The sequence below is a fragment of the Rhodococcus sp. H29-C3 genome (assembly GCF_030063405.1).
In the GTDB taxonomy this organism is placed as follows: Bacteria; Actinomycetota; Actinomycetes; order Mycobacteriales; family Mycobacteriaceae; genus Rhodococcoides.
This window is the reverse complement of record NZ_JASITC010000001.1, coordinates 420800-439239: the sequence shown is the minus strand read 5'-3', so window position 1 is coordinate 439239 and position 18440 is coordinate 420800. Positions and strand designations below refer to the sequence as shown.

Below are 18440 nucleotides of genomic sequence, written 5' to 3'. Positions count from 1 at the left end.
GCTCCTCGCCGGCGGGATGGACGTGGCCATCCCGCTAGCGCGTAGCGCTGTAGGCCTTCAAATGCGCAACTTGTGCTGCATCGAGTGAGGGGCGCACCGTCTTTCGAGCAGCCTCGACGTCGGCGGCAGTGACGTCGGCGGCATCCATCGACCGACGCATCGCGGTCAGCGCTGCTTCGCGCAGGAGTGCCGCGCAATCGGCAGCGGAATAACCGTCGAGCCCCTCCGCCAGCGCGTCGAGATCGACGTCGGCAGCCAGCGGAACCGACTTTCCTGACGCCTTCAGGATGTCCTTGCGGGCATCGGCATCCGGCGGCGGCACGAAGACCAGGCGCTCGAGGCGTCCTGGACGAAGCAGCGCCGGATCGATCAGATCGGGCCGGTTTGTTGCACCCAGCACCACCACATCTCGCAGCGGCTCGACGCCGTCCAGCTCGGTCAGCAATGCCGCCACGACGCGATCGCCGACGCCCGAGTCCGAACCCTGACCGCGTCGAGGCGCCAACGCGTCCACCTCGTCCAAGAAGATCAGCGAAGGGGCGGAGTCTCGGGCGCGCTGAAACAGCTCGCGCACAGCCTTTTCCGAGGATCCGACCCACTTGTCCATCAGCTCGGCGCCCTTGACTGCGTGGACGCTGAGTTGACCGGAGCTGGCCAGTGCGCGCACGAGGAAAGTCTTGCCGCACCCGGGTGGCCCGTAGAGCAATACTCCACGTGGGGGATCGATGCCCAGCCGCGCAAAAGAATCGGGATGCTGCAATGGCCACAGCACCGCTTCGGTCAGCGCCTGTTTGGTCTCCACCATGTCCCCGACGTCGTCCAGGGTGATGGTGCCGATTGCCAGTTCCTCTGTGCCCGAGCGTGACAGCGGTCTGATCACCTCGAGTGCGGCGAGCAGGTCGGATTGCATGATGACGGGATCGGTCTTGTTGTCGCTGGCCCGAGATGCTGCACGCAGCGCAGCTTCGCGTACCAGTGCTGCTAGATCGCCGACGACGAAACCTGGTGTCCTTGAAGCTATTTCATTCAGTTCGAGGGTGTCTGTCGGGACTTTGCGGAGTAGATGCTCCAGCAGCGCCTTGCGGCCCGCGCTGTCGGGAAGGGTCAGAGTCAACTGGCGATCGCACACATCCTGGGCGCGCACTCGACTGTCCGTGCTCTCGGGATGAGCAGTAGTGGCGACAAACGCGATCCCCTCGGTGGCGACGGCCCGTCGCAGATGATCGAGGATCAGCGTCGACGCAGGCTCGGCGAGCGAGGGCAGGAGAGCGTCTATATCGGTGACCAGCAGTACCCCGTTGCCTGCCAGGCCGTCGATGGCAGCAGCGACCGCATCCACTCGGTCGGATGCTTCCAGTGCTCCGATCGAAGGGCCGTCGAGTTCGGCGACAGTACGTCCGGAAAGTACGGCGCGCGCCAGCGTCGCCTTCCCGACTCCTGCCGGACCGGTCACGAGAACGCCGAGGTGCGGCGACGCACCCAGCTTGGCGAGCAATTCGGACTCGTCGAGAGCGAGGCGAAGCCATTCGTGCAACTTCGCCTGTTGGACCGACACGCCCACGAGTTCGGCGGGCGGAATCGCCGGGATCACGTCGGGGACCGTCGGTGGTCGGCCCTGCCCCCATCCGACGGCGGAGTTGGGTTGAACGCTCACCGGCCCTCCTGATGGTTCGACGGCGGAGACCGTCAGCAGTTCGGTAGTCCATGCAACACCGAAAGTGCGCGAGAGTGCTTGCGCGGCAGCACTGGAACTGGTTCCCGGTCCTAGATCGCGGGGGAGCAGTGACACCGTGTCGCCGACGGTCGCAATCTTGCCTAGCAGTGCTTGGCGGAGGGTCGTGTCGGAGATCGACCCCGTGGCGAGTACCGACCCGGAGAGTCGAACGGACTTCGCCCCGTAGACGGTCACCGGGGCAATTGCTACCGAACCGTCTTCTTTGATTCCGGTGTTGGACAGCGTGACGTCGTCGAGTAGTGCCGTGCCCTGCGGGGTGCCCTCCGGTGCTCGTCCTGCAACCGCTGCGGTCCGACGAGAACCTATGAGTGCTACTGCGTCCCACTCCCGAATACCGAGTGCCGCGAGTACCTCGGGGTGCAGTCGCACCACGCCGCGACGGGCATCGGCTGCCGAGGTGTTCAGGCGGGCGGTCAGGACGAGTTCGGGGGCACTCACCTCGGGCTCCGCGGCCGCCGAAGGCCCAGGCGGGCGGAGGACCTACGCGCGGTGTTCGGAGCGCGACGAATCGCCCGGCGCTCTGCCCGGCGCTCGGACGGCTTGGCGTCCCACGTGTACGGCCGCGCGGCAACCCATCTTTGGGAGCGAATGGCGAACGGGATGTGCGCGAGGTAGACCAACACGAGCACCATCAGCAGGATCAACGGATAGGTGATCAGTGCAGCAGCGGTCAGCGCCACCAAGATCAGGAGTGCCGCGGCCATCCGCGGAGGCACCGACACGGTCTTGAGCGCGAGCGTGGGAATCCGGCTCACAGCCAGCGTCGCAGTGAACAGTGTCCATCCGATGACTACGTAGAACGACGCCCACCAGCCGTCACCCCACTCTTCGAATGCCGCAATCGGCACCAGCACGATGAGCGCCCCCGCCGGAGCCGGGACACCGGTGAAGTACTCCGCGGCGTAGGTCGGGGTGTCGTTGTCCAGCAGGGTATTGAAACGTGCGAGCCGCAGAACCATGGCCACTGCATAGGTCAGTGCCACGATCCAGCCGAAGCTACTGCCGTCGAGCAGTGTCACGTACAACACGAGCGCGGGTGCAACACCGAACGAGATCGCGTCGGCCAGCGAGTCCAGTTCGGCACCGATTTTGCTCGTCGCGTCGAGGAGACGAGCGATGCGTCCGTCCAGCGCATCGAGGACTGCTGCCGCTCCGATCATCGCCATGGCAACGCCCAGCTGATCGCTCAGCGCGAATTTGACTGCGGACAGACCTGCACACAGCGCGAGAATGGTCACGACCGACGGCAGAAGTCGGACGGCCGCAGGTGGTCGTGAGCGTCTGGTGATCATCGCCCGGACCCTTACTGGGAAAGCTCGGCGAGCACAGTTTCGGCGCCGACTGCGCGTTGGCCACGCTCGACGAGCAGCTTGGTTCCCAATGGGAAATAGGTGTCCACGCGCGAGCCGAATCGGATCAAACCGTAGGTGTCGCCGATGGTGAGATTGTCGCCGATCTTGGCGTTGTTGATGATGCGTCTTGCGATGAGTCCGGCGATTTGCACGACGCCGATGTCCTGACCTGCAGGGGTGCGGATGTGCATGCTGTTTCGCTCGTTGACCTCGCTTGCTTCGGCCAGATCGGCGGACTTGAACTGACCGCTGCGGTGCACGACCTCGAGCACCTCGCCACCGACAGGAACCCGCTGCACGTGCACGTCCAGGACGGACAGGAAGATGCTGACGCGCGGTACCGGATCGCTACCGAGGCTGAGCTCGGTCGGCGGCACTGCCGTATCGACAAGAGTCACCAGCCCGTCCGCAGGAGCGACTACGACGCCGGGGCGGTTCGGCGGAACGCGGCTCGGATGCCGGAAGAACGTGGCGCATGCTCCTGCTGCGGTGAGGCCGGCCAGCCGCACCCACTTGTACCTACGGCCGATGACGGCCACTGCTAGGGGGCCTGCGACGAACGGAAGGCCTGCCGGGTGCAGAGGCGGAACTGTCTCTCGGACCAGGTCGACGACGTGCGCGACCCCAGTTCGGGGCGGTTGACCGATCGGGGTTGGACGGCGTGCCACTTCGCTCCTTATGACTGTTGATATACAAGACCTCGGCACGAGGACTGCCGGGGCCTCACACAGTACGTGGAAGCCCCGGCAGTCGGTAAGTGTGAGTCGATCAGACCTTGCTGCGGCCCATGACCAACTTGACGAGGAACAAGAGAATCACCGCGCCGAGCAGACAGGTGATGAAGCTGAAGATGAGTCCGCCGCCTTCGACGTCGACTCCGAATACCTTCAGCAGCCAGCCACCGAGAAGTCCGCCGATGATTCCGACGACGATGTTGAGAATGATGCCCATCGAGGCGTCGGTCTTCATAAGCTTGCTGCCGATCCATCCAGCAAGACCGCCGATGATGATCCAGCCGATTATTCCTAGGCCCAACATTTGGTGCCCCCTCTTGATAATTAGCCGTGGATATTGCTCATCCAGCATTCCCAGGCGAATCACCAATCAAACATGTCAGCCCTTTTCGGTTTCCGCTTTGATACGCTGGAGGGTCTTGTTCATGCCGTCGACCAATTCGATGTCGAATTCCTCGCTACCGCCGAGCACGTGCTTGACCAGGAACGACGAAATCGCGGTGGTGCCGCTAGGCGCCTCGCGCTTTTCGACGACCGAGGTGCCGGTCCCGTTCGGGGTCAGCGAATACGACCAGATCGTCTTGTTGTCCAAGACGCGGAAGGCGATCTTCTTGTTCGGTTCGAACTCGATCACCTTGGACCTGGTCGGCCAGACGAGAAGTCCTTTGCGGTTGATGTTGAGAGTGGTGGTGCCGCGTCGAACATTGCCGCCGAAGACCTTCATGAGCTTGCACTGCGGACTCCACTCGCCCATCCGCTGGAGGTCGGAGACTATTTTCCATACCTGCTCAGGGTTGGCGTCGACGTCGATCTGGGCTTCGAGAGTCTTGCTCACATGTACCTCCGTGATGATGAGTGCAACCGGGCGTTACACGCAGTTGGGCAGGATCGTATACCGGGGTGTGGGCATGCTGTTCCGATTGTGCACTCGCGAGGCGGGATTTCGTTCGGTCAAGGCGGAACTGGAACGCCATGCCCATCAATTCCGTGCACGCCGGCGCCGGCGCACCACCCCGGCAATCTGTCGCGCAGTCTTCTCCGGGTTTGCCATCACATCGAATGCCGAAAATCTCAGCACGAGCCAACCGCCGAGGACCAGATCGTTCTGCCGACGCCGATCTTTGCTGAACACCTCGGGCGCGCTGTGGAACTCACGGCCGTCCAGCTCGACAACGACCTGTGCGAGCTCGTCGACGAAGTCGCACACGTAATTGCCAACCCAATGGTTGGTCGCGATCCGGAGACCGCACGCGATGAGCGCGCGATCCAGTACCCGTTCGGGCTCCGAGGCAAATCCCTACGCGGCACTGCGAAGCTGACCGGATGCGCGGGAGTTGCCTCGACGTCTGGGGTACTTCGGATTTCCGAGGCTATATCTTGCGCATCGATGTCTGTCGCGAGGCGCTCGTCGACGATTCGAGCGACGGCCTCCGGTGTCATCACGGCGATGCAATCGATCAGTGTCCATTCGCGGGCGACGACTGGGAGTCGCGCGACCTCGCTGGTGTCGGATGCGGGCAGGTCTCGACGATACATCCTGAGCCAGCATCGAGTTCGAGCCTTGGATGTCGCTGGCAGCGTCGCTTCGATCATCGAATGCTCGTCCATGCGATTCCGTGGGGATGCACGGCGGTGAGCATCGCCGAGTTCTGAACGCGTTCGATCCAGGCGAGCTGGGGCAACAGAAACCCTGTGGATGGAGGTCAGGATTGTGGACAACGGTGGGCATGGTGTGCCGGTCGCGCTCGAACGAGACGGCATCCCGCCTGGTAGAGGTGCAACTGGAACGCCATGCCCATATCGACAGCCGAGTTACTACATCCGTGCGTACCGGGCGAGCACGAAGGAGTACAGCCCGTACAGTCCGATGCCCACGCCCGCCACGATCAACAACACCTGACCGAACGGCTGTTGGCCGAGGGTCTTCAGCGCGCCATCCATGCCCGTCGCCTTGCTCGGATCCGAGGTGAAGACAGCAGCTATGACGAGCGCTCCTACACCGATCAGGGCGATGCCTTTGGCGCAGTAACCCACGATCCCGAGGCGCTCGACGGTTTTGCCGGTGTAGCCCTCGAGGTCGTCGAGGAAATTCTTGGATACGCCCTTGTAGACGTGGTAGCCGCCGACGCCGATGATGACCAGTCCGACGATGACGAGAACGAACTTGCCGAATCCGTTACCCATCAAGTCCGACGTCATGGATGCGTTCTGCTTGCCACTCGACTTGCCGGATCCGCTGGCGAACCCGAAGGTCGTCCACGCGAAGACGATGTAGACGACGGCAAGCGATCCGGCCTTCAGTCGGTCCAACACGCTGCCGGAATCGTCGTCGGACTTCTTACCGACGATGGCTTCGACGACACGCCACAGAGCCAGAGCCACGAAAGCGACGAAGGCAACCCACAGAGCGATGGCTCCGCCGGGCTTGCTGCCGAGCTCGGCGAGCGCGCCGGATTGGTCAGCGTTTCCACCTTGCCCGAACGCCAACCTGATGGCGATGTAGCCGATGAGAATATGGAGCACGCCGCTGACGAAATGGCCGGCGCGTGCGGCCTTCTCGAATGCGCCGTTGTTCTGCACCGACTCGACGACGTCGGATGCAGATGAATCCCCGGTCTTACTCAACTTATGGCCCCGATCGATTGTGGCTTCCCGTTCGTCTGGACCTTACCCATGGTCGACGGATCCGAAACGCCTCAGCGCGCCTCACACACAACGGGTAACAAGGGGCGAACACTGGCGATAGAACAAACGAGGAATCAGCCAAATCAGTTCGACGGAGTGATCGATCGTGAACCTTCATTCGATGTTGCGACGTACCAGCGCGGATGTGCCACTGCTCGAGTCTGCCCGGATGAGTGGGCGCCCCCGCAAGTGGCCGAGTGAGCAGTTGGAACGGCTGCTGACACCACGAGAAATCGACTTGATAAGACGCGGCCAGATCTGATCTCTGGCCAGAAGTCCTGCGCACCGACTTGCCCGAGAGCCCACTTGCCTGACGTGCCCGCTCCGGTGGGTCTGGTGCCGTTGAACCGGCAACAGTTGCCGAACCGAAGTTGCTGCCGAGAGCAAGGCAGGACCTACCGGTTCGTACGTCGGTAACCTCGGCGTATGACATTGATCGCCGAGGACCTGTTCCTGCTGCTGGTAGACGACGTCACCGGTAAGCCGATCGTCGACAGCACCAAATTTCCCCGCGTGCTGGCCGGTGCGGTCGTTCTGGAATTGGCCGTCGAGGGTTGTGTGCGCATCACCTCGAAAGGCGAGTCCTTCAAGGCAGGACGGCTCTTGGTGAGTGGCCCTGCGCCCTCCGATCCCCTGCTTGCGCGTGCGCATGCCTTGATCGGCGCTCGAAACGGTCGGCTGAAGCCGCAGCGGGTGATCGAGAAACTCCAGAGGAACTTGAACAAGGAAGTAGGGTCCAGGCTCGCCCAGCAGGGCCTGGTTCTCGAACGTCACGACAAAGTACTCGGGCTCTTCCCTACGGTGTCCTGGCCGGCGCGCGAGGTGACTCGCAAGAGCTGGGCGCGTCAGGGGATCGGTAGCGCGATCGTCGACGGCACGACACCGGCCCCCGAGATTTCGGCGTTGATTTCGCTGGTGTCCGCCATCGACGCCGTATCGAAGGTGTTGCCAGGAGTGGACAAGAAGGCAGCAAAAAAGCGCGCAAAGGAGATTGCCGAGGGCGATTGGGCCAGTTCAGCGGTCCGAAAGGCCGTGGAGGATGTCAATGTCGCGGTCATGGCCGCCGTCATGGTCCCCATCATCGTTTCGACCGGCTCCTAGCGGACCTGCCGGCCATCGACTACTCACGCGGACAGTAGGCGTAGAACCAGCGCGGCAATGGCGACAGCGGCGAGGAATGCAGCGGGACCGAAACCACTGTCCTTCACTCGGAGGTGAGCGATGACCGCGCCCACGAAGTACAAGATCACTCCGACTGCGGCGGCGACCCCGATAGGCAAGACGAACAGTCCGACGATCAGGCCGATCGCGCCGAGAATTTCTAGGTAGGCAAGCCATGGGATCTTGTCGGCAGGCACGCCGACCTGTTCCATGATGGGGATGACCTTCGGATTCTTGGTCAACTTTCCGACCGCCGAGAAGGTCAGCGATACAGCGAGAAAAATCGATACTGCGACTGTCGCAATGAACATCGGTGCCCAATCTATTGTGTCGCCCGAGCTCTCACCGGGCGTCCGTTGTCGAGAACAAGAATAGGGTCGACGGCGGCGTTCGGGGGAGAGTTATGAGCATGGAATTCTGTCTCGCGTCGGCGCTGGGCGGGTGTGCGTCGGCTGCGCCCTGAGCGAACGCGGGGCAAGTCGGGCCAGCTGATCGACCCGGTCGTGCCCGTCGACCTTGCACTCGCCATGGTCGAGTGCTAGAAATGCAGTTGGCACTCTCGATACGTGAGTGCCAGGTCGGGACACGGTGAGGCTGGGGATCAAGGACACCCCTGGTCGTCCGTCGCGGGCACCCAACTCGGCCAGAAATGTGTCACCCCCAATCCGGAGGATCACTTCGTAATGGCCAAGATCATCGCGTTCGACGAAGAGGCACGCCGTGGCCTCGAGCGAGGCCTCAACGCCCTCGCTGACACAGTAAAGGTGACGTTGGGACCCAAGGGTCGCAACGTCGTGCTCGAAAAGAAGTGGGGAGCTCCCACGATCACCAACGATGGTGTCTCCATCGCCAAGGAGATCGAGCTCGAAGATCCCTACGAGAAGATCGGTGCCGAGCTCGTCAAGGAGGTCGCCAAGAAGACTGACGACGTCGCTGGCGACGGCACCACCACCGCCACCGTTCTCGCCCAGGCTCTGGTCCGCGAAGGCCTGCGTAACGTCGCAGCCGGCGCCAACCCGCTCGGCCTCAAGCGCGGCATCGAGAAGGCTGTTGCAGCCGTCACCGAGTCGCTGCTCGCTTCCGCCAAGGAGATCGACACCAAGGAGCAGATCGCTGCTACCGCTGGTATCTCCGCGGGCGACCCAGCCATCGGCGAGCTCATCGCCGAGGCAATGGACAAGGTCGGCAAAGAAGGCGTCATCACGGTCGAGGAGTCCAACACCTTCGGCCTGCAGCTCGAGCTCACCGAGGGCATGCGCTTCGACAAGGGCTACATCTCGGCGTACTTCGCCACTGATGCAGAGCGTCAGGAAGCCGTCCTCGAAGACGCGTACATCTTGCTCGTCAGCTCCAAGATCAGCACCGTCAAGGACCTGCTGCCCCTGCTGGAGAAGGTTATCCAGTCCGGCAAGCCGCTCGTCATCATCGCCGAGGACGTCGAGGGCGAAGCTCTCTCCACTCTCGTGGTGAACAAGATTCGTGGCACCTTCAAGTCCGTCGCCGTCAAGGCTCCCGGATTCGGTGACCGTCGTAAGGCACAGCTCGCCGACATTGCCATCCTCACCGGTGGCGAGGTCATCAGCGAAGAGGTCGGCCTCTCCTTGGAGACCGCTGGACTCGAACTGCTCGGCCAGGCACGCAAGGTCGTCATCACCAAGGACGAGACCACCATCGTCGAGGGCTCGGGCGATTCCGACGCTATCGCCGGTCGCGTCAGCCAGATCCGTGCCGAGATCGAGAACTCCGATTCCGACTACGACCGCGAGAAGCTGCAGGAACGTCTGGCCAAGCTGGCCGGCGGCGTTGCAGTCATCAAGGCCGGAGCAGCGACCGAGGTCGAGCTCAAGGAGCGCAAGCACCGCATCGAAGATGCTGTGCGTAACGCCAAGGCTGCTGTCGAAGAGGGCATCGTTGCCGGCGGTGGCGTCGCGCTGCTGCAGGCGTCCCCGGCACTCGACTCCCTCAAGCTGGACGGCGACGAGGCAACCGGCGTGAACATCGTTCGCGTCGCCCTCGAAGCACCGCTGAAGCAGATCGCGTTCAACGCAGGCCTCGAGCCTGGCGTCGTCGCTGAGAAGGTCCGCAACTTGCCCGCAGGTCACGGCCTCAACGCCGCGACCAACGAGTACGAGGACCTGCTCGCTGCAGGCATCAACGACCCGGTCAAGGTCACCCGCTCGGCACTGCAGAACGCAGCGTCCATCGCGGCTCTGTTCCTCACCACCGAGGCCGTCGTAGCCGACAAGCCCGAAAAGGCCGGAGCGCCTGCCGGCGATCCGACCGGTGGCATGGGCGGCATGGACTTCTGAGTCCGTTCCCCCCCGCTTTACCGCTGAAAAAGCCCGACTCCCTCGTGGAGTCGGGCTTTTTCGTTCGGCACTCCACAGGTTGACTACCTTCACTGAACTCGCAAAGGGGATGCGGAGGTCATTCCGTTGCCCTATCGTCGAAGCTGACGTCGATCGTTGGCCATTGGTGGCGATGTTGAAGGCCAGTGCTCTTGTACCTGGGGGATCGTCTTGGCCACTACATACGCGGCATACCGACAAAACGCCAGAACAACGCAGCGGGCACAGTACCGCGGCCGGAGCTGACATGAAATTTCCGATCATGTCGCCGCGGTCGATTTTTCGACGGGGAACGTTCAAAGATGACGCCATGGCCGGCCTCGTCCTCGGCGTCGAGAGCGTGCCCGACGGCCTCGCAAACGGCCTGCTTGCCGGTGTCAATCCTCTTGCTGGGTTGTACGCCTACCTGTACGGGATGGCAGGGGCCACACTCTTCACCAGCACCACGTTCATGGCGGTCCAGGGAACCGGCGCAATGTCGATCATCGTCGCAGATGTGGATTTGGCGTCGAAGAACGATCCCGCACGGTCACTGTTCACCCTGGCAATTCTGACCGGGGTGGTGATGATCGTCGTGGGTTTGCTTCGTCTGGGCAGCGCTCTTCGTTTTGTGTCCAACTCGGTGATGACCGGTTTCGTCGGCGCAGTCGGTGTCAACATCGTGCTCGGCCAACTCGACAACTTCACTGGATACAAGCCCGACGGCCCGAATCGGCTCGTCCGTGCGTTCGACTTGTTGATCCACCCTGGCGGCATACAACTGGCGACTCTCGTTGTGGGAGTCGTGACGGTGGGATTGATACTGCTGCTTCAGAAGACCAAACTCGATGCGCTCGGTCTCGTCGTCGCGATCGTCGTCGGCTCCGCAGTCGCTGCTGTCGCGGGGAAGCTGGGGTATGACGTCGCTGTGGTCGGCGATGTCGCGGACGTTCCAAGTTCCCTCCCACTACCTGTGCTGCCGGTCCTCGGTGATATCCCCACGCTGATCGTGCCCGCATTGTCATTGGCCTTTGTCGGGCTGGTCCAAGGTGCAGGGGTATCGGCGGGTTTCCCGAACCGTGAGGGTGAACGAACGCATGCCTCGCAGGATTTTGTCGGGCAGGGCGCCGGCAATGTGGTGGCCGGACTGTTCCAGGGCATGCCGGTGGGTGGGTCGATGTCGGGAACGTCGCTTGTCGTTCAGGCCGGCGCCCGAAGTCGTGCTTCCCTGCTCTACGCCTGCGGCGTGATGGCGCTGGTAATCGTCTTCCTCGCTCCAGTTGTCGAACGTGTCGCGATGCCCGCCCTCGCAGGCTTGCTCATCGTGGTGGGCGTGGGCACCGTTCGGCCATCGAAGCTCCTTGCGGTCGCGCGAACCGGCACTGTTCCGTTGGTCGTCATGATCATCACCTTCGTGTTGACGATCATCGTGCCGCTTCAGTACGCAGTGCTTGTCGGGGTCGGGATCTCCGTCATCCTTTTCGTCATCATGCAGTCCTCGCGGCTGGTGACCCGCCGGATACTGATTCGTGAAGACGGCACAGCCGTGGAGACCAGCCCGCCGAATACCCTGCCGCGCAGTGAAGTGGTGATCGTGCAGCCGTACGGCGCAATCTTCTTCGCCACTGCGGCCGCGCTTTTCGACCGGATGCCTCAGGTCGGTCCCGAATCGCATGGATCGGTGGTGATTCTCCGGATCCGCGGCGCCGATGAGGCAGGGGCGACGTTGCTCGACGTCCTTAAAAAATATGCCCTTTCTTTGAATGAAGCTGGCAATAAGCTCGTCGTAGTCACCGACAACGAACAATTGATCGAACAACTCCGCCTAGGAGGAATCCTGGACGTTCTTGGCGCAGACAATGTCTACCGCGGCACGGCGAACATCGGTGAAGCCCTTCGGCGTGCGCACTCCGAGGCCCAGGACTGGGTCCGGCAGCAGGCAGCCCAGCGCAACGACTTTCGTGAAGACCGTGCTGAGCTTCCGCCCGACGAACAGGACCCCTGATGAGCTGGATCCATTGGGTTGCCCTCGCCGCAATCGTCGTCCTCACCGGATGGTGGATGATACGCAGGACAACCGGCATCGCAGCCCGAGGCAAGGACCCTGACTGGGGATCGTGGCCGAGCGACCAGATGGGCTTGTGACCGGCTCGATTCACCCAAGACAGTTTCGAGACTGTCGTTCACATCCGGACCAGTCGAAAATATGCGACGAGTTCGATTGTCGGTGATGCCGCCTCAGACCGCATCTAGTTCTTGACGGGCCCGGTTTCACGCCGCGACGCGACTGTCTCGATACCGAGCTTGTCTGCGAACAAGTGGCGCTGGACGATCCATCCGGCCACGCTGAGCGCGATCCATGCGACGGCCGACAGAACCTGCTGCCCAGAGGTGTCCGGGGTGCGGAGGAACTCGAGCGCGTCCGTAGTCGTACTCAGGCCGCTCAGGATCATGCTCGCGCCTCCGATCGAGGTGAGCCACAACAGTGCCCGCGCGCGGTACTTGTCAGCGATGAACGCTGATGCGACCGCGAAACTCAGCACTACGATCGCGCTCAGCGCCCAGCTTTTATCCCCATGTTGGAGCAGGTCGGCGGTTCGCGCCCCCATCATCGCGCCGGTGAGGCCACCAATGAGGTAGGTGGAAAATTTGAAGATCAGGGTTGTCACGATCCACGCCGTGACTGCGCCGATGAGCGCGAATAGGAACAACGTCGTCAAGGTCGCGGTGAATATGTTCGCAACTAGCCAGCCGAGTCCGAATCCCCCGGCCAGTACCGCCAGATGGACGGACCGGATTCCATAGAAGCACAACAAGGCGCCTAGCAGTAGGACCGCGATTCCGCTCATGTGAACTCCTCGGTGAGGGTTCGCGAATCCTGCATCGCGGTGAACTCATCGAGCTGCGTGATCACCGCGGCAAGAGCGAGCGTGCCCTGCAATCCACCTCTACCCCGCATGATGTCTCCTTCAACCCCCGGCACGGACGCAGACCATAGAATTCGACTGTAGCCCTCGAAGTGCCTATGCCCCTGTGCTTCGTCGCCTCCGTTCCTATGGCGTCTACTAATTCGTTTCGGCGAAAACCGGTCCCCGCGTCTCGCGGAGAGAGACCAGATTTGCTGTTTTGTCCGCCGTTCGCGTGCCCGAGTGCCGCCACTGGCCACGACCCGTCCGTATCAGCGGACGGCCCTGTTCTATCCGGGCTGGTGGGAGGTGAGCCGGCTACGTGATTTTGATGCGTGCTACCAGTTCCGAGACACATGAAATGTCAGGAACAGCAAGGAAGTCCGCATGCTGATAGGCGGGATCCGGATACGTGTAGAACCCTCGTCCGCACTGCATGCCAGTCTTGCCGTGGTCGATGAAGTTCGTCTTCAGATAGTCCGCGTTCTGCCGCATCTGCGCGTCATCGTTCACGTGCCCCCAGTGCGAGAAGACGTCGTACGCAGTCTTCATTCCGACCACGTCGATCAGTCCCATCGGTCCCATGGCACAGCCGCGGTTGGACACCATATAGGTGCGATCCACATCTTCCGGGGTCGAGATTTCGTTGGCAACCAAGCTCATGGAGGCGTTGAGGAGCGCTACGAACCAGGTGTTGAGTACATACCCGTTCTGTTCCTTCTGCACTGCAATGGGCAGCATCCCGATTTCGAGTGCGAACTCGACGATCTCCGTAAGCGTGTTTTCGGTGGTGCCCGGGTGAGCCATGATCTCGACTACGTTCATCATCCAGATCAGATTGGCGAAATGCAGTGCGCAGTACTTATCCGGTCGGCCGGTCGCGTCCGCGAAATCCCGGGGGAGCAAAGTCGACGAGTTCGTCGCGATCAGGGCATGTTCGGGAAGGTGCCCAGCCATCTCCTCATAGACTTTGGTCTTGACGTCGGGGATCTCGGGCACGGCTTCGATGACGAGGTCGGCGTGCGCTACCGCGGCGATGAGATCGGTTGTGAAGGTCAGTCGCGCGCGGGTTTGGGCTACATCCTCATCGCTTGCACCGACGTCGGAGAGATAGATCGAGGCATATTGCTCGTGCATGGCGTTGCACTGGTCCAGCGGTTCCTGCGCGATGTCGTAGACCACCACAGTTTTACCTTTGAATGCGCTGTGCCAGGCGATCTGCCCGCCCAGCACGCCGGCTCCGAGGACTGTGACGTGATGTAGTTCTGACATGCTGTACTCCTCAATTCGTGTGGAAGCCGTGGTTATCGCACGGCTGCAGTTCTGGGTCTTCTTTGGTGTGCGCACGTGGTAGTTGTTCTCCTGTGCTGGAGGCGATCGTCGAGAGGATCACCGACGTGACCTGCTTGGGATCGTCGAAGGTGGGGACATGCCCACACCCCCGAAGAGTTACTCCTGTGGCTCCCGGAATTTCCTGTACGGCCCGGCGCCCCTGACGGGGAAACAGAAGGCGATCACGCTGCCCCCATGCGATGGTGACCGGCGCTAGTATCTGCTCTCCGCCGGAGAACCGATCGTGGCTGATACTGGCCAGGTCATTGTCAAAACTGGGGGCGCTGGCTAGCGCGCGCAGCGAGGATGCAGCAGCGGTCGCCGGCATCTTGCGCGGCTTTGCCACAAGTTGAGAGAGCAACAGAGTTCGGCCCACACCTGTGGCAACGATGCGGTCACCGAATACGCCGAGGCCACGGACCAGCCGCACCGAAAGCTTCAATGATTGCCGTACGTATGCCGCCTCGCGGGCGTCGGCGAAGCCGCCCGGAGACAAGGCTGTCACACTCAGCGCGCGGTCCCGTTTGGCCAGTTCCAAGGCAAGCCACCCGCCCAACGAGTTGCCGACAAGATGAGCGGCGGGCACATCTATCGCGTCGAGGAAGTGCTCCAGGGCGTCGGCGATTGAATTGATGCCGGGCTGTGTGCCAGGAGGAAGCGGCACCGAGTCGCCATAACCAGGTAGGTCGACGGCGATGACATCATGATCGGCCGCGAGCTGGTCGATGACGGGGGACCACACTTGCCAGTGCGAGCCGATGCCGTGCAAGAGAACTATCGGAGTGCCGATGCCGCGGCGTTCATAGTTGAGGGTTGTCATTGGGGCAGCTTCCTAGTTCGTCGCTGCCGTAGCCGCAGCGTTCACGCGAGGTAGGGATTTTTCGATTGACGATCTTGGTGGGGTCTTTTTTCCGAACCTCATGTGCTCTGTCACATCACTACGGCGCATCGTCGCGGAGTCGAGGAAGTAGTTTGTCCGCAGCTGCCAGGGTGTGGTGCTTCCCTGCTTGGGAAGGTGTTCCATCGCGCGCCGGAGGTAGCCGGAATTCAGGTCGATGAGGGGGCGTTCCTGGCCATTGAGCTGCTCGTCATTGACCGGGGTACCGAAGTCGTGCCCATTGCTGTCCAGATGGTCGAGGAACCGGCACACATACTCTGCCGCGAGATCAGAGCGTAGGGTCCACGACGCGTTGGTGTACCCGACACACCACCCGAAGTTTGGGACCCCGCTCATCATCAGGCCCTTGTAGGTGAACGACTGGCCGGGTTCAACGCTAATGCCGTCGACGGTCAGTGGGATCTCTCCAGCAGCGACAATTTTCAAACCGGTTGCAGTGACGACGATGTCGGCATCCAGGTGCGTTCCACTCTCGAGTGTGATGCCCTTTTCGTCGAAGGTCGCGATCCGATCGGTGACGACGGAGGCCTTGCCGCTATTGAGCGCACCGTACAAGTCGCCGTCCGGCACGAGGCACAGCCGCTGATCCCACGGCTTGTAGCTCGGTGTGAAGTGCGGATCGATCGGAACCTGGTCTCCGACCTTCTTGTGAACACCGGCGAGTAGGACGCGGGAAGCGAATTTGGGAGCCCGTCGGCACAACTGGTAGGCAGCCTGGAACACCACAATGTTCTTTGCCCTCAAGATAGTGTGGGCGAGCTTCTCGGGCAGTACCTTTCGTACAATGTCTGCGATCTTGTCGTGTGCCGGAAGCGACATTACGTACGACGGTGAGCGCTGCAACATCGTGATGTGCTCGACGCGGTCAGCCATTGCGGGAAGCAAGGTCATCGCGGTTGCCCCGCTGCCGATGATCACGACGCGCTTACCCTCGTAGTCCAAATCTTCCGGCCACTCCTGCGGGTGCACAACCTCCCCGGCAAAGGAGTCGAGACCGGGGAATGTGGGGGCGAACCCGCCTTCGTAGCTGTAGTAGCCGGTGCACAAATAGAGGAAGTTGCACGTGAACGTCTCAGGGGAACCAGCCGCGTCGATCTCAACGGTCCACTGGCCGTCGTCCGAGGACCATGAAGCTCCAGTGACGCGATGCTCGTACAGCACATGGTCGTCGATGCCGTGCGTGTTTGCCGTGTCGCGGATGTAGTCGCGGATGGCTGACCCATCAGCGATTGCCTTGGCGTCCTTCCACGGATGGAACGGGTATCCCAGGGTGAACATGTCGGAATCGGATCGCACGCCGGGGTAGCGGAAAAGATCCCAGGTGCCACCCATCGCCGCACGGCCTTCGATGATGGCGTAGCTCTTGTCCGGTCGCTGTGTCTGTAGGCGATACGCGGCGTTGATTCCGGATAGGCCCGCCCCGACGATCAGGGTGTCGAAGTGTTTCGTGCTCATGATTCTCCCTGTGGCATTAGTCGCGATTGGTGACTGTCATCACACGTTATCAACACAGTGTCGAGAGTGTCAACGGAGTGTTGACTGGAGATGCGCAGCTAGGCTGAGGCCCGTGAACAGTAAGAACGTTGGAACTGAAACGCCATCGCGTGGGCGGCGGGAAAAGCGGATCACCGGAGACGAGCGCCAGCAGGCCATCTTGGCTAGTGCGGAGTTGCTCCTGAATGGCCGGCCGTTTCGTGACGTCTCGATTGACGATCTCGCTCGCGGCGCGGGCATCTCGAGGCCGACCTTCTACTTTTACTTCCAATCCAAGGACGCGGTCCTGCTCGCACTGATCGATGGACTATCGGTCGAAGGGCATCACATCAAGGCGTTCGAAGGGCTAGAGGAAGACGCTCTGGGCACCTGGCGTCAAGCGATCGATGGATTCTATTCGGCCTTCCACGACCACAAGCCGCTTGTTCTCGCATGGGCGGAAGCGAGATCATCAGTACCTGAAGCCGCGCGGCTATGGTCGCTGTTCATCTCCAACTGGGCGAACGAGGTTGTCTTCAATATCGAAGCCGAGCGTCGTCGGGGCGCAGCTCCGGAGGGACTCCCGGCCGGGGAGTTGGCCACGGCGCTACTGCAGATGAACGAGCGCGTGATACTTGCATCATTCGCAGGCGAACCATCAAGTGTCGCAGAAGATCGAGTTGCCGATGTGCTCGCCGCGATATGGATCGCCGCGATCTACAAGTCGTGAGTTGAAGCCACTCGCTCACCAATAAAGGCTGCTTGAACTGCCGTTTGTCCACCCCGGGTAAGTTCGATCATTACCGGTGGAGTGTATTTCTGGATTCTCGGCACACGAACTTTGCCTTACCGTAGTGAAAGCGGCGGGCTAGAATCTGGCCATGGCAGCACCGGCAATCGAACTCGAAGTGGGCGAGCGCACGGTGCGCATCTCGAACCCCGATCGGGTGTACTTTCCCGAGAGCGGGGCGACCAAGATCGACTTGGTGAACTATTACCTGAGCGTCGGCGACGGGATCGTCCGCGCGCTGCGGGAACGTCCCTGCATGATGCACAGATTTCCGTCCGGTCTCTCCGGCGACAAAGTTCACCAGAAGCGTGTGCCGAACGGAGCACCACCCTGGATCGAAACGGTGCAGGTGAAGTTTCCGCGCTACAACCGGACGGCCGACGAACTGTGCGTAACGGAATTGGCGCATGTGGCCTGGGCAGTCCAGATGTCGACGGTCGAGTTCCATCCGTGGAACTCGCGGCGGGCGGATGTCGAGAGTCCCGACGAGTGGCGTATCGACCTCGACCCGATGCCGGACTGCCCGTTCGATCGAGTTCGACGCGTGGCAGGCGTCGTGCGCGAGGTTTTGGAAGACCTCGGAGCCGTCGGCTGGCCGAAAACCTCTGGTGGACATGGCCTTCACGTCTACGTACGGATTCAGCCGGACTGGGGTTTCAAGGACGTGCGAAGGGCCGCACTGGCTTTCGCGCGCGAAGTCGAGCGCCGGGCACCTGACGAGGTTACGACCACCTGGTGGCGTAAGGACCGTGACCCGAAGAAACTCTTCGTCGATTACAACCAGAATGCCCGCGACCACACGATCGCGAGCGCCTACTCGGTACGAGGAAACCCGGAAGCAACTGTCTCGACACCGATTTCCTGGGACGAGGTGGTCGATGTCGATCCACACGCATTCACGATGTTCACCGTCCCGGCGAGGTTCGCCGAACTGGGCGACCTGTACGAGGGCATCGACGACGCCGTGTTCTCCATCGACCCGCTCTTGGAATGGGCCGAACGCGACGAGCGGCAGGGATTGAAGGAACCGGAGGAATAGCCCGGACT

Annotated in this window: 18 protein-coding genes; 6 read left to right on the top strand and 12 right to left on the bottom strand. The window is 61.8% G+C overall.

Going from position 1 to position 18440, the window contains the following annotated elements:
- Nucleotides 1-34 precede the first annotated feature (34 nt).
- The 7 genes from QMK32_RS02150 to QMK32_RS02120 form a co-directional block, all read right to left on the bottom strand.
- Entirely contained in the window at nucleotides 35-2173 is a 2139-nt protein-coding gene (locus QMK32_RS02150; protein WP_283472697.1) for an AAA family ATPase, read from the bottom strand.
- A complete protein-coding gene (gene pssA / locus QMK32_RS02145; protein ID WP_283472696.1) occupies nucleotides 2170-3027 on the bottom strand; it encodes a CDP-diacylglycerol--serine O-phosphatidyltransferase in 858 nt (285 codons plus the stop codon). The genes QMK32_RS02150 and pssA overlap by 4 nt, the downstream gene beginning before the upstream one ends.
- An 11-nt stretch (nucleotides 3028-3038) precedes the next feature.
- Nucleotides 3039-3755, bottom strand: coding sequence for a phosphatidylserine decarboxylase (locus QMK32_RS02140; RefSeq protein WP_283472695.1), 717 nt, complete (start codon nucleotides 3753-3755; stop codon nucleotides 3039-3041).
- Nucleotides 3756-3855: 100 nt separating this feature from the next.
- Entirely contained in the window at nucleotides 3856-4125 is a 270-nt protein-coding gene (locus tag QMK32_RS02135; protein ID WP_136171049.1) for a GlsB/YeaQ/YmgE family stress response membrane protein, read from the bottom strand.
- A gap of 75 nt (nucleotides 4126-4200) precedes the next feature.
- On the bottom strand, nucleotides 4201-4656 hold the full coding sequence (locus tag QMK32_RS02130; protein WP_283472691.1) for an SRPBCC family protein: 456 nt from the start codon (nucleotides 4654-4656) through the stop codon (nucleotides 4201-4203).
- Nucleotides 4657-4800: 144 nt separating this feature from the next.
- A complete protein-coding gene (locus QMK32_RS02125) occupies nucleotides 4801-5076 on the bottom strand; it encodes an endonuclease domain-containing protein (protein WP_283473148.1) in 276 nt (91 codons plus the stop codon).
- Between the two features lie 560 nt (nucleotides 5077-5636).
- Nucleotides 5637-6446 carry a DUF1206 domain-containing protein gene (locus tag QMK32_RS02120; protein ID WP_283472690.1) on the bottom strand — a complete coding sequence of 270 codons (810 nt, stop codon included), beginning with the start codon at nucleotides 6444-6446 and terminating at the stop codon, nucleotides 5637-5639.
- A gap of 486 nt (nucleotides 6447-6932) precedes the next feature.
- Between QMK32_RS02120 and QMK32_RS02115 the strand changes: the two genes are divergently transcribed.
- On the top strand, nucleotides 6933-7607 hold the full coding sequence (locus QMK32_RS02115; protein ID WP_283472689.1) for a GOLPH3/VPS74 family protein: 675 nt from the start codon (nucleotides 6933-6935) through the stop codon (nucleotides 7605-7607).
- 23 nt (nucleotides 7608-7630) lie between these two features.
- Here the strand turns inward: QMK32_RS02115 and QMK32_RS02110 are convergent, their stop codons facing one another.
- Nucleotides 7631-7978 (bottom strand): DoxX family protein, encoded by a 348-nt coding sequence (locus QMK32_RS02110; RefSeq protein WP_283472688.1) that lies wholly within the window; start codon nucleotides 7976-7978, stop codon nucleotides 7631-7633.
- Nucleotides 7979-8350: 372 nt separating this feature from the next.
- On the opposite strand from QMK32_RS02110, the gene groL reads away from it, so the two are divergent.
- From groL to QMK32_RS02095, 3 genes are all read left to right on the top strand, one after another.
- Complete coding sequence (gene groL / locus QMK32_RS02105) at nucleotides 8351-9976, top strand: chaperonin GroEL (RefSeq protein ID WP_084346279.1); 1626 nt, start codon at nucleotides 8351-8353, stop codon at nucleotides 9974-9976.
- Between the two features lie 286 nt (nucleotides 9977-10262).
- Nucleotides 10263-11999: a SulP family inorganic anion transporter gene (locus QMK32_RS02100; protein ID WP_283472687.1), complete on the top strand. Its 1737-nt coding sequence runs from the start codon at nucleotides 10263-10265 to the stop codon at nucleotides 11997-11999.
- Nucleotides 11999-12139, top strand: coding sequence for a hypothetical protein (locus QMK32_RS02095; RefSeq protein WP_283472685.1), 141 nt, complete (start codon nucleotides 11999-12001; stop codon nucleotides 12137-12139). The genes QMK32_RS02100 and QMK32_RS02095 overlap by 1 nt, the downstream gene beginning before the upstream one ends.
- Nucleotides 12140-12243: 104 nt before the next feature.
- On the opposite strand, the gene QMK32_RS02090 is transcribed toward QMK32_RS02095, so the two are convergent.
- The 4 genes from QMK32_RS02090 to QMK32_RS02075 all read right to left on the bottom strand — a co-directional run bounded on the left by QMK32_RS02090 (nucleotide 12244) and on the right by QMK32_RS02075 (nucleotide 16585).
- Complete coding sequence (locus QMK32_RS02090) at nucleotides 12244-12843, bottom strand: DUF4203 domain-containing protein (RefSeq protein WP_283472683.1); 600 nt, start codon at nucleotides 12841-12843, stop codon at nucleotides 12244-12246.
- Between the two features lie 375 nt (nucleotides 12844-13218).
- Complete coding sequence (locus QMK32_RS02085; RefSeq protein ID WP_283472681.1) at nucleotides 13219-14172, bottom strand: 3-hydroxyacyl-CoA dehydrogenase; 954 nt, start codon at nucleotides 14170-14172, stop codon at nucleotides 13219-13221.
- A gap of 10 nt (nucleotides 14173-14182) precedes the next feature.
- A complete protein-coding gene (locus QMK32_RS02080; RefSeq protein WP_283472679.1) occupies nucleotides 14183-15052 on the bottom strand; it encodes an alpha/beta fold hydrolase in 870 nt (289 codons plus the stop codon).
- A gap of 12 nt (nucleotides 15053-15064) precedes the next feature.
- Complete coding sequence (locus QMK32_RS02075; protein ID WP_283472678.1) at nucleotides 15065-16585, bottom strand: flavin-containing monooxygenase; 1521 nt, start codon at nucleotides 16583-16585, stop codon at nucleotides 15065-15067.
- A 112-nt stretch (nucleotides 16586-16697) separates the two neighbouring features.
- Between QMK32_RS02075 and QMK32_RS02070 the strand changes: the two genes are divergently transcribed.
- Both QMK32_RS02070 and ligD read left to right on the top strand, forming a co-directional pair.
- Nucleotides 16698-17333, top strand: a complete 636-nt coding sequence (locus tag QMK32_RS02070; RefSeq protein ID WP_283472676.1) for a TetR/AcrR family transcriptional regulator — start codon at nucleotides 16698-16700, stop codon at nucleotides 17331-17333.
- A 151-nt stretch (nucleotides 17334-17484) separates the two neighbouring features.
- A complete protein-coding gene (gene ligD, locus QMK32_RS02065; protein ID WP_283472674.1) occupies nucleotides 17485-18432 on the top strand; it encodes a non-homologous end-joining DNA ligase in 948 nt (315 codons plus the stop codon).
- The last annotated feature ends 8 nt before the right edge of the window (nucleotides 18433-18440 follow it).

Excerpts from the sequence above, each read along its gene's own strand:
- pssA (WP_283472696.1), bottom strand. The coding sequence starts at position 3,027 with ATGATCACCAGACGCTCACGACCACCTGCGGCCGTCCGACTTCTGCCG.
- QMK32_RS02115 (WP_283472689.1), top strand. The coding sequence starts at position 6,933 with ATGACATTGATCGCCGAGGACCTGTTCCTGCTGCTGGTAGACGACGTC.
- QMK32_RS02080 (WP_283472679.1), bottom strand. The coding sequence starts at position 15,052 with ATGACAACCCTCAACTATGAACGCCGCGGCATCGGCACTCCGATAGTT.
- QMK32_RS02090 (WP_283472683.1), bottom strand. The coding sequence starts at position 12,843 with ATGAGCGGAATCGCGGTCCTACTGCTAGGCGCCTTGTTGTGCTTCTAT.
- QMK32_RS02100 (WP_283472687.1), top strand. The coding sequence starts at position 10,263 with ATGAAATTTCCGATCATGTCGCCGCGGTCGATTTTTCGACGGGGAACG.
- groL (WP_084346279.1), top strand. The coding sequence starts at position 8,351 with ATGGCCAAGATCATCGCGTTCGACGAAGAGGCACGCCGTGGCCTCGAG.
- QMK32_RS02075 (WP_283472678.1), bottom strand. The coding sequence starts at position 16,585 with ATGAGCACGAAACACTTCGACACCCTGATCGTCGGGGCGGGCCTATCC.
- QMK32_RS02095 (WP_283472685.1), top strand. The coding sequence starts at position 11,999 with ATGAGCTGGATCCATTGGGTTGCCCTCGCCGCAATCGTCGTCCTCACC.
- QMK32_RS02110 (WP_283472688.1), bottom strand. The coding sequence starts at position 7,978 with ATGTTCATTGCGACAGTCGCAGTATCGATTTTTCTCGCTGTATCGCTG.
- QMK32_RS02135 (WP_136171049.1), bottom strand. The coding sequence starts at position 4,125 with ATGTTGGGCCTAGGAATAATCGGCTGGATCATCATCGGCGGTCTTGCT.
- QMK32_RS02085 (WP_283472681.1), bottom strand. The coding sequence starts at position 14,172 with ATGTCAGAACTACATCACGTCACAGTCCTCGGAGCCGGCGTGCTGGGC.
- ligD (WP_283472674.1), top strand. The coding sequence starts at position 17,485 with ATGGCAGCACCGGCAATCGAACTCGAAGTGGGCGAGCGCACGGTGCGC.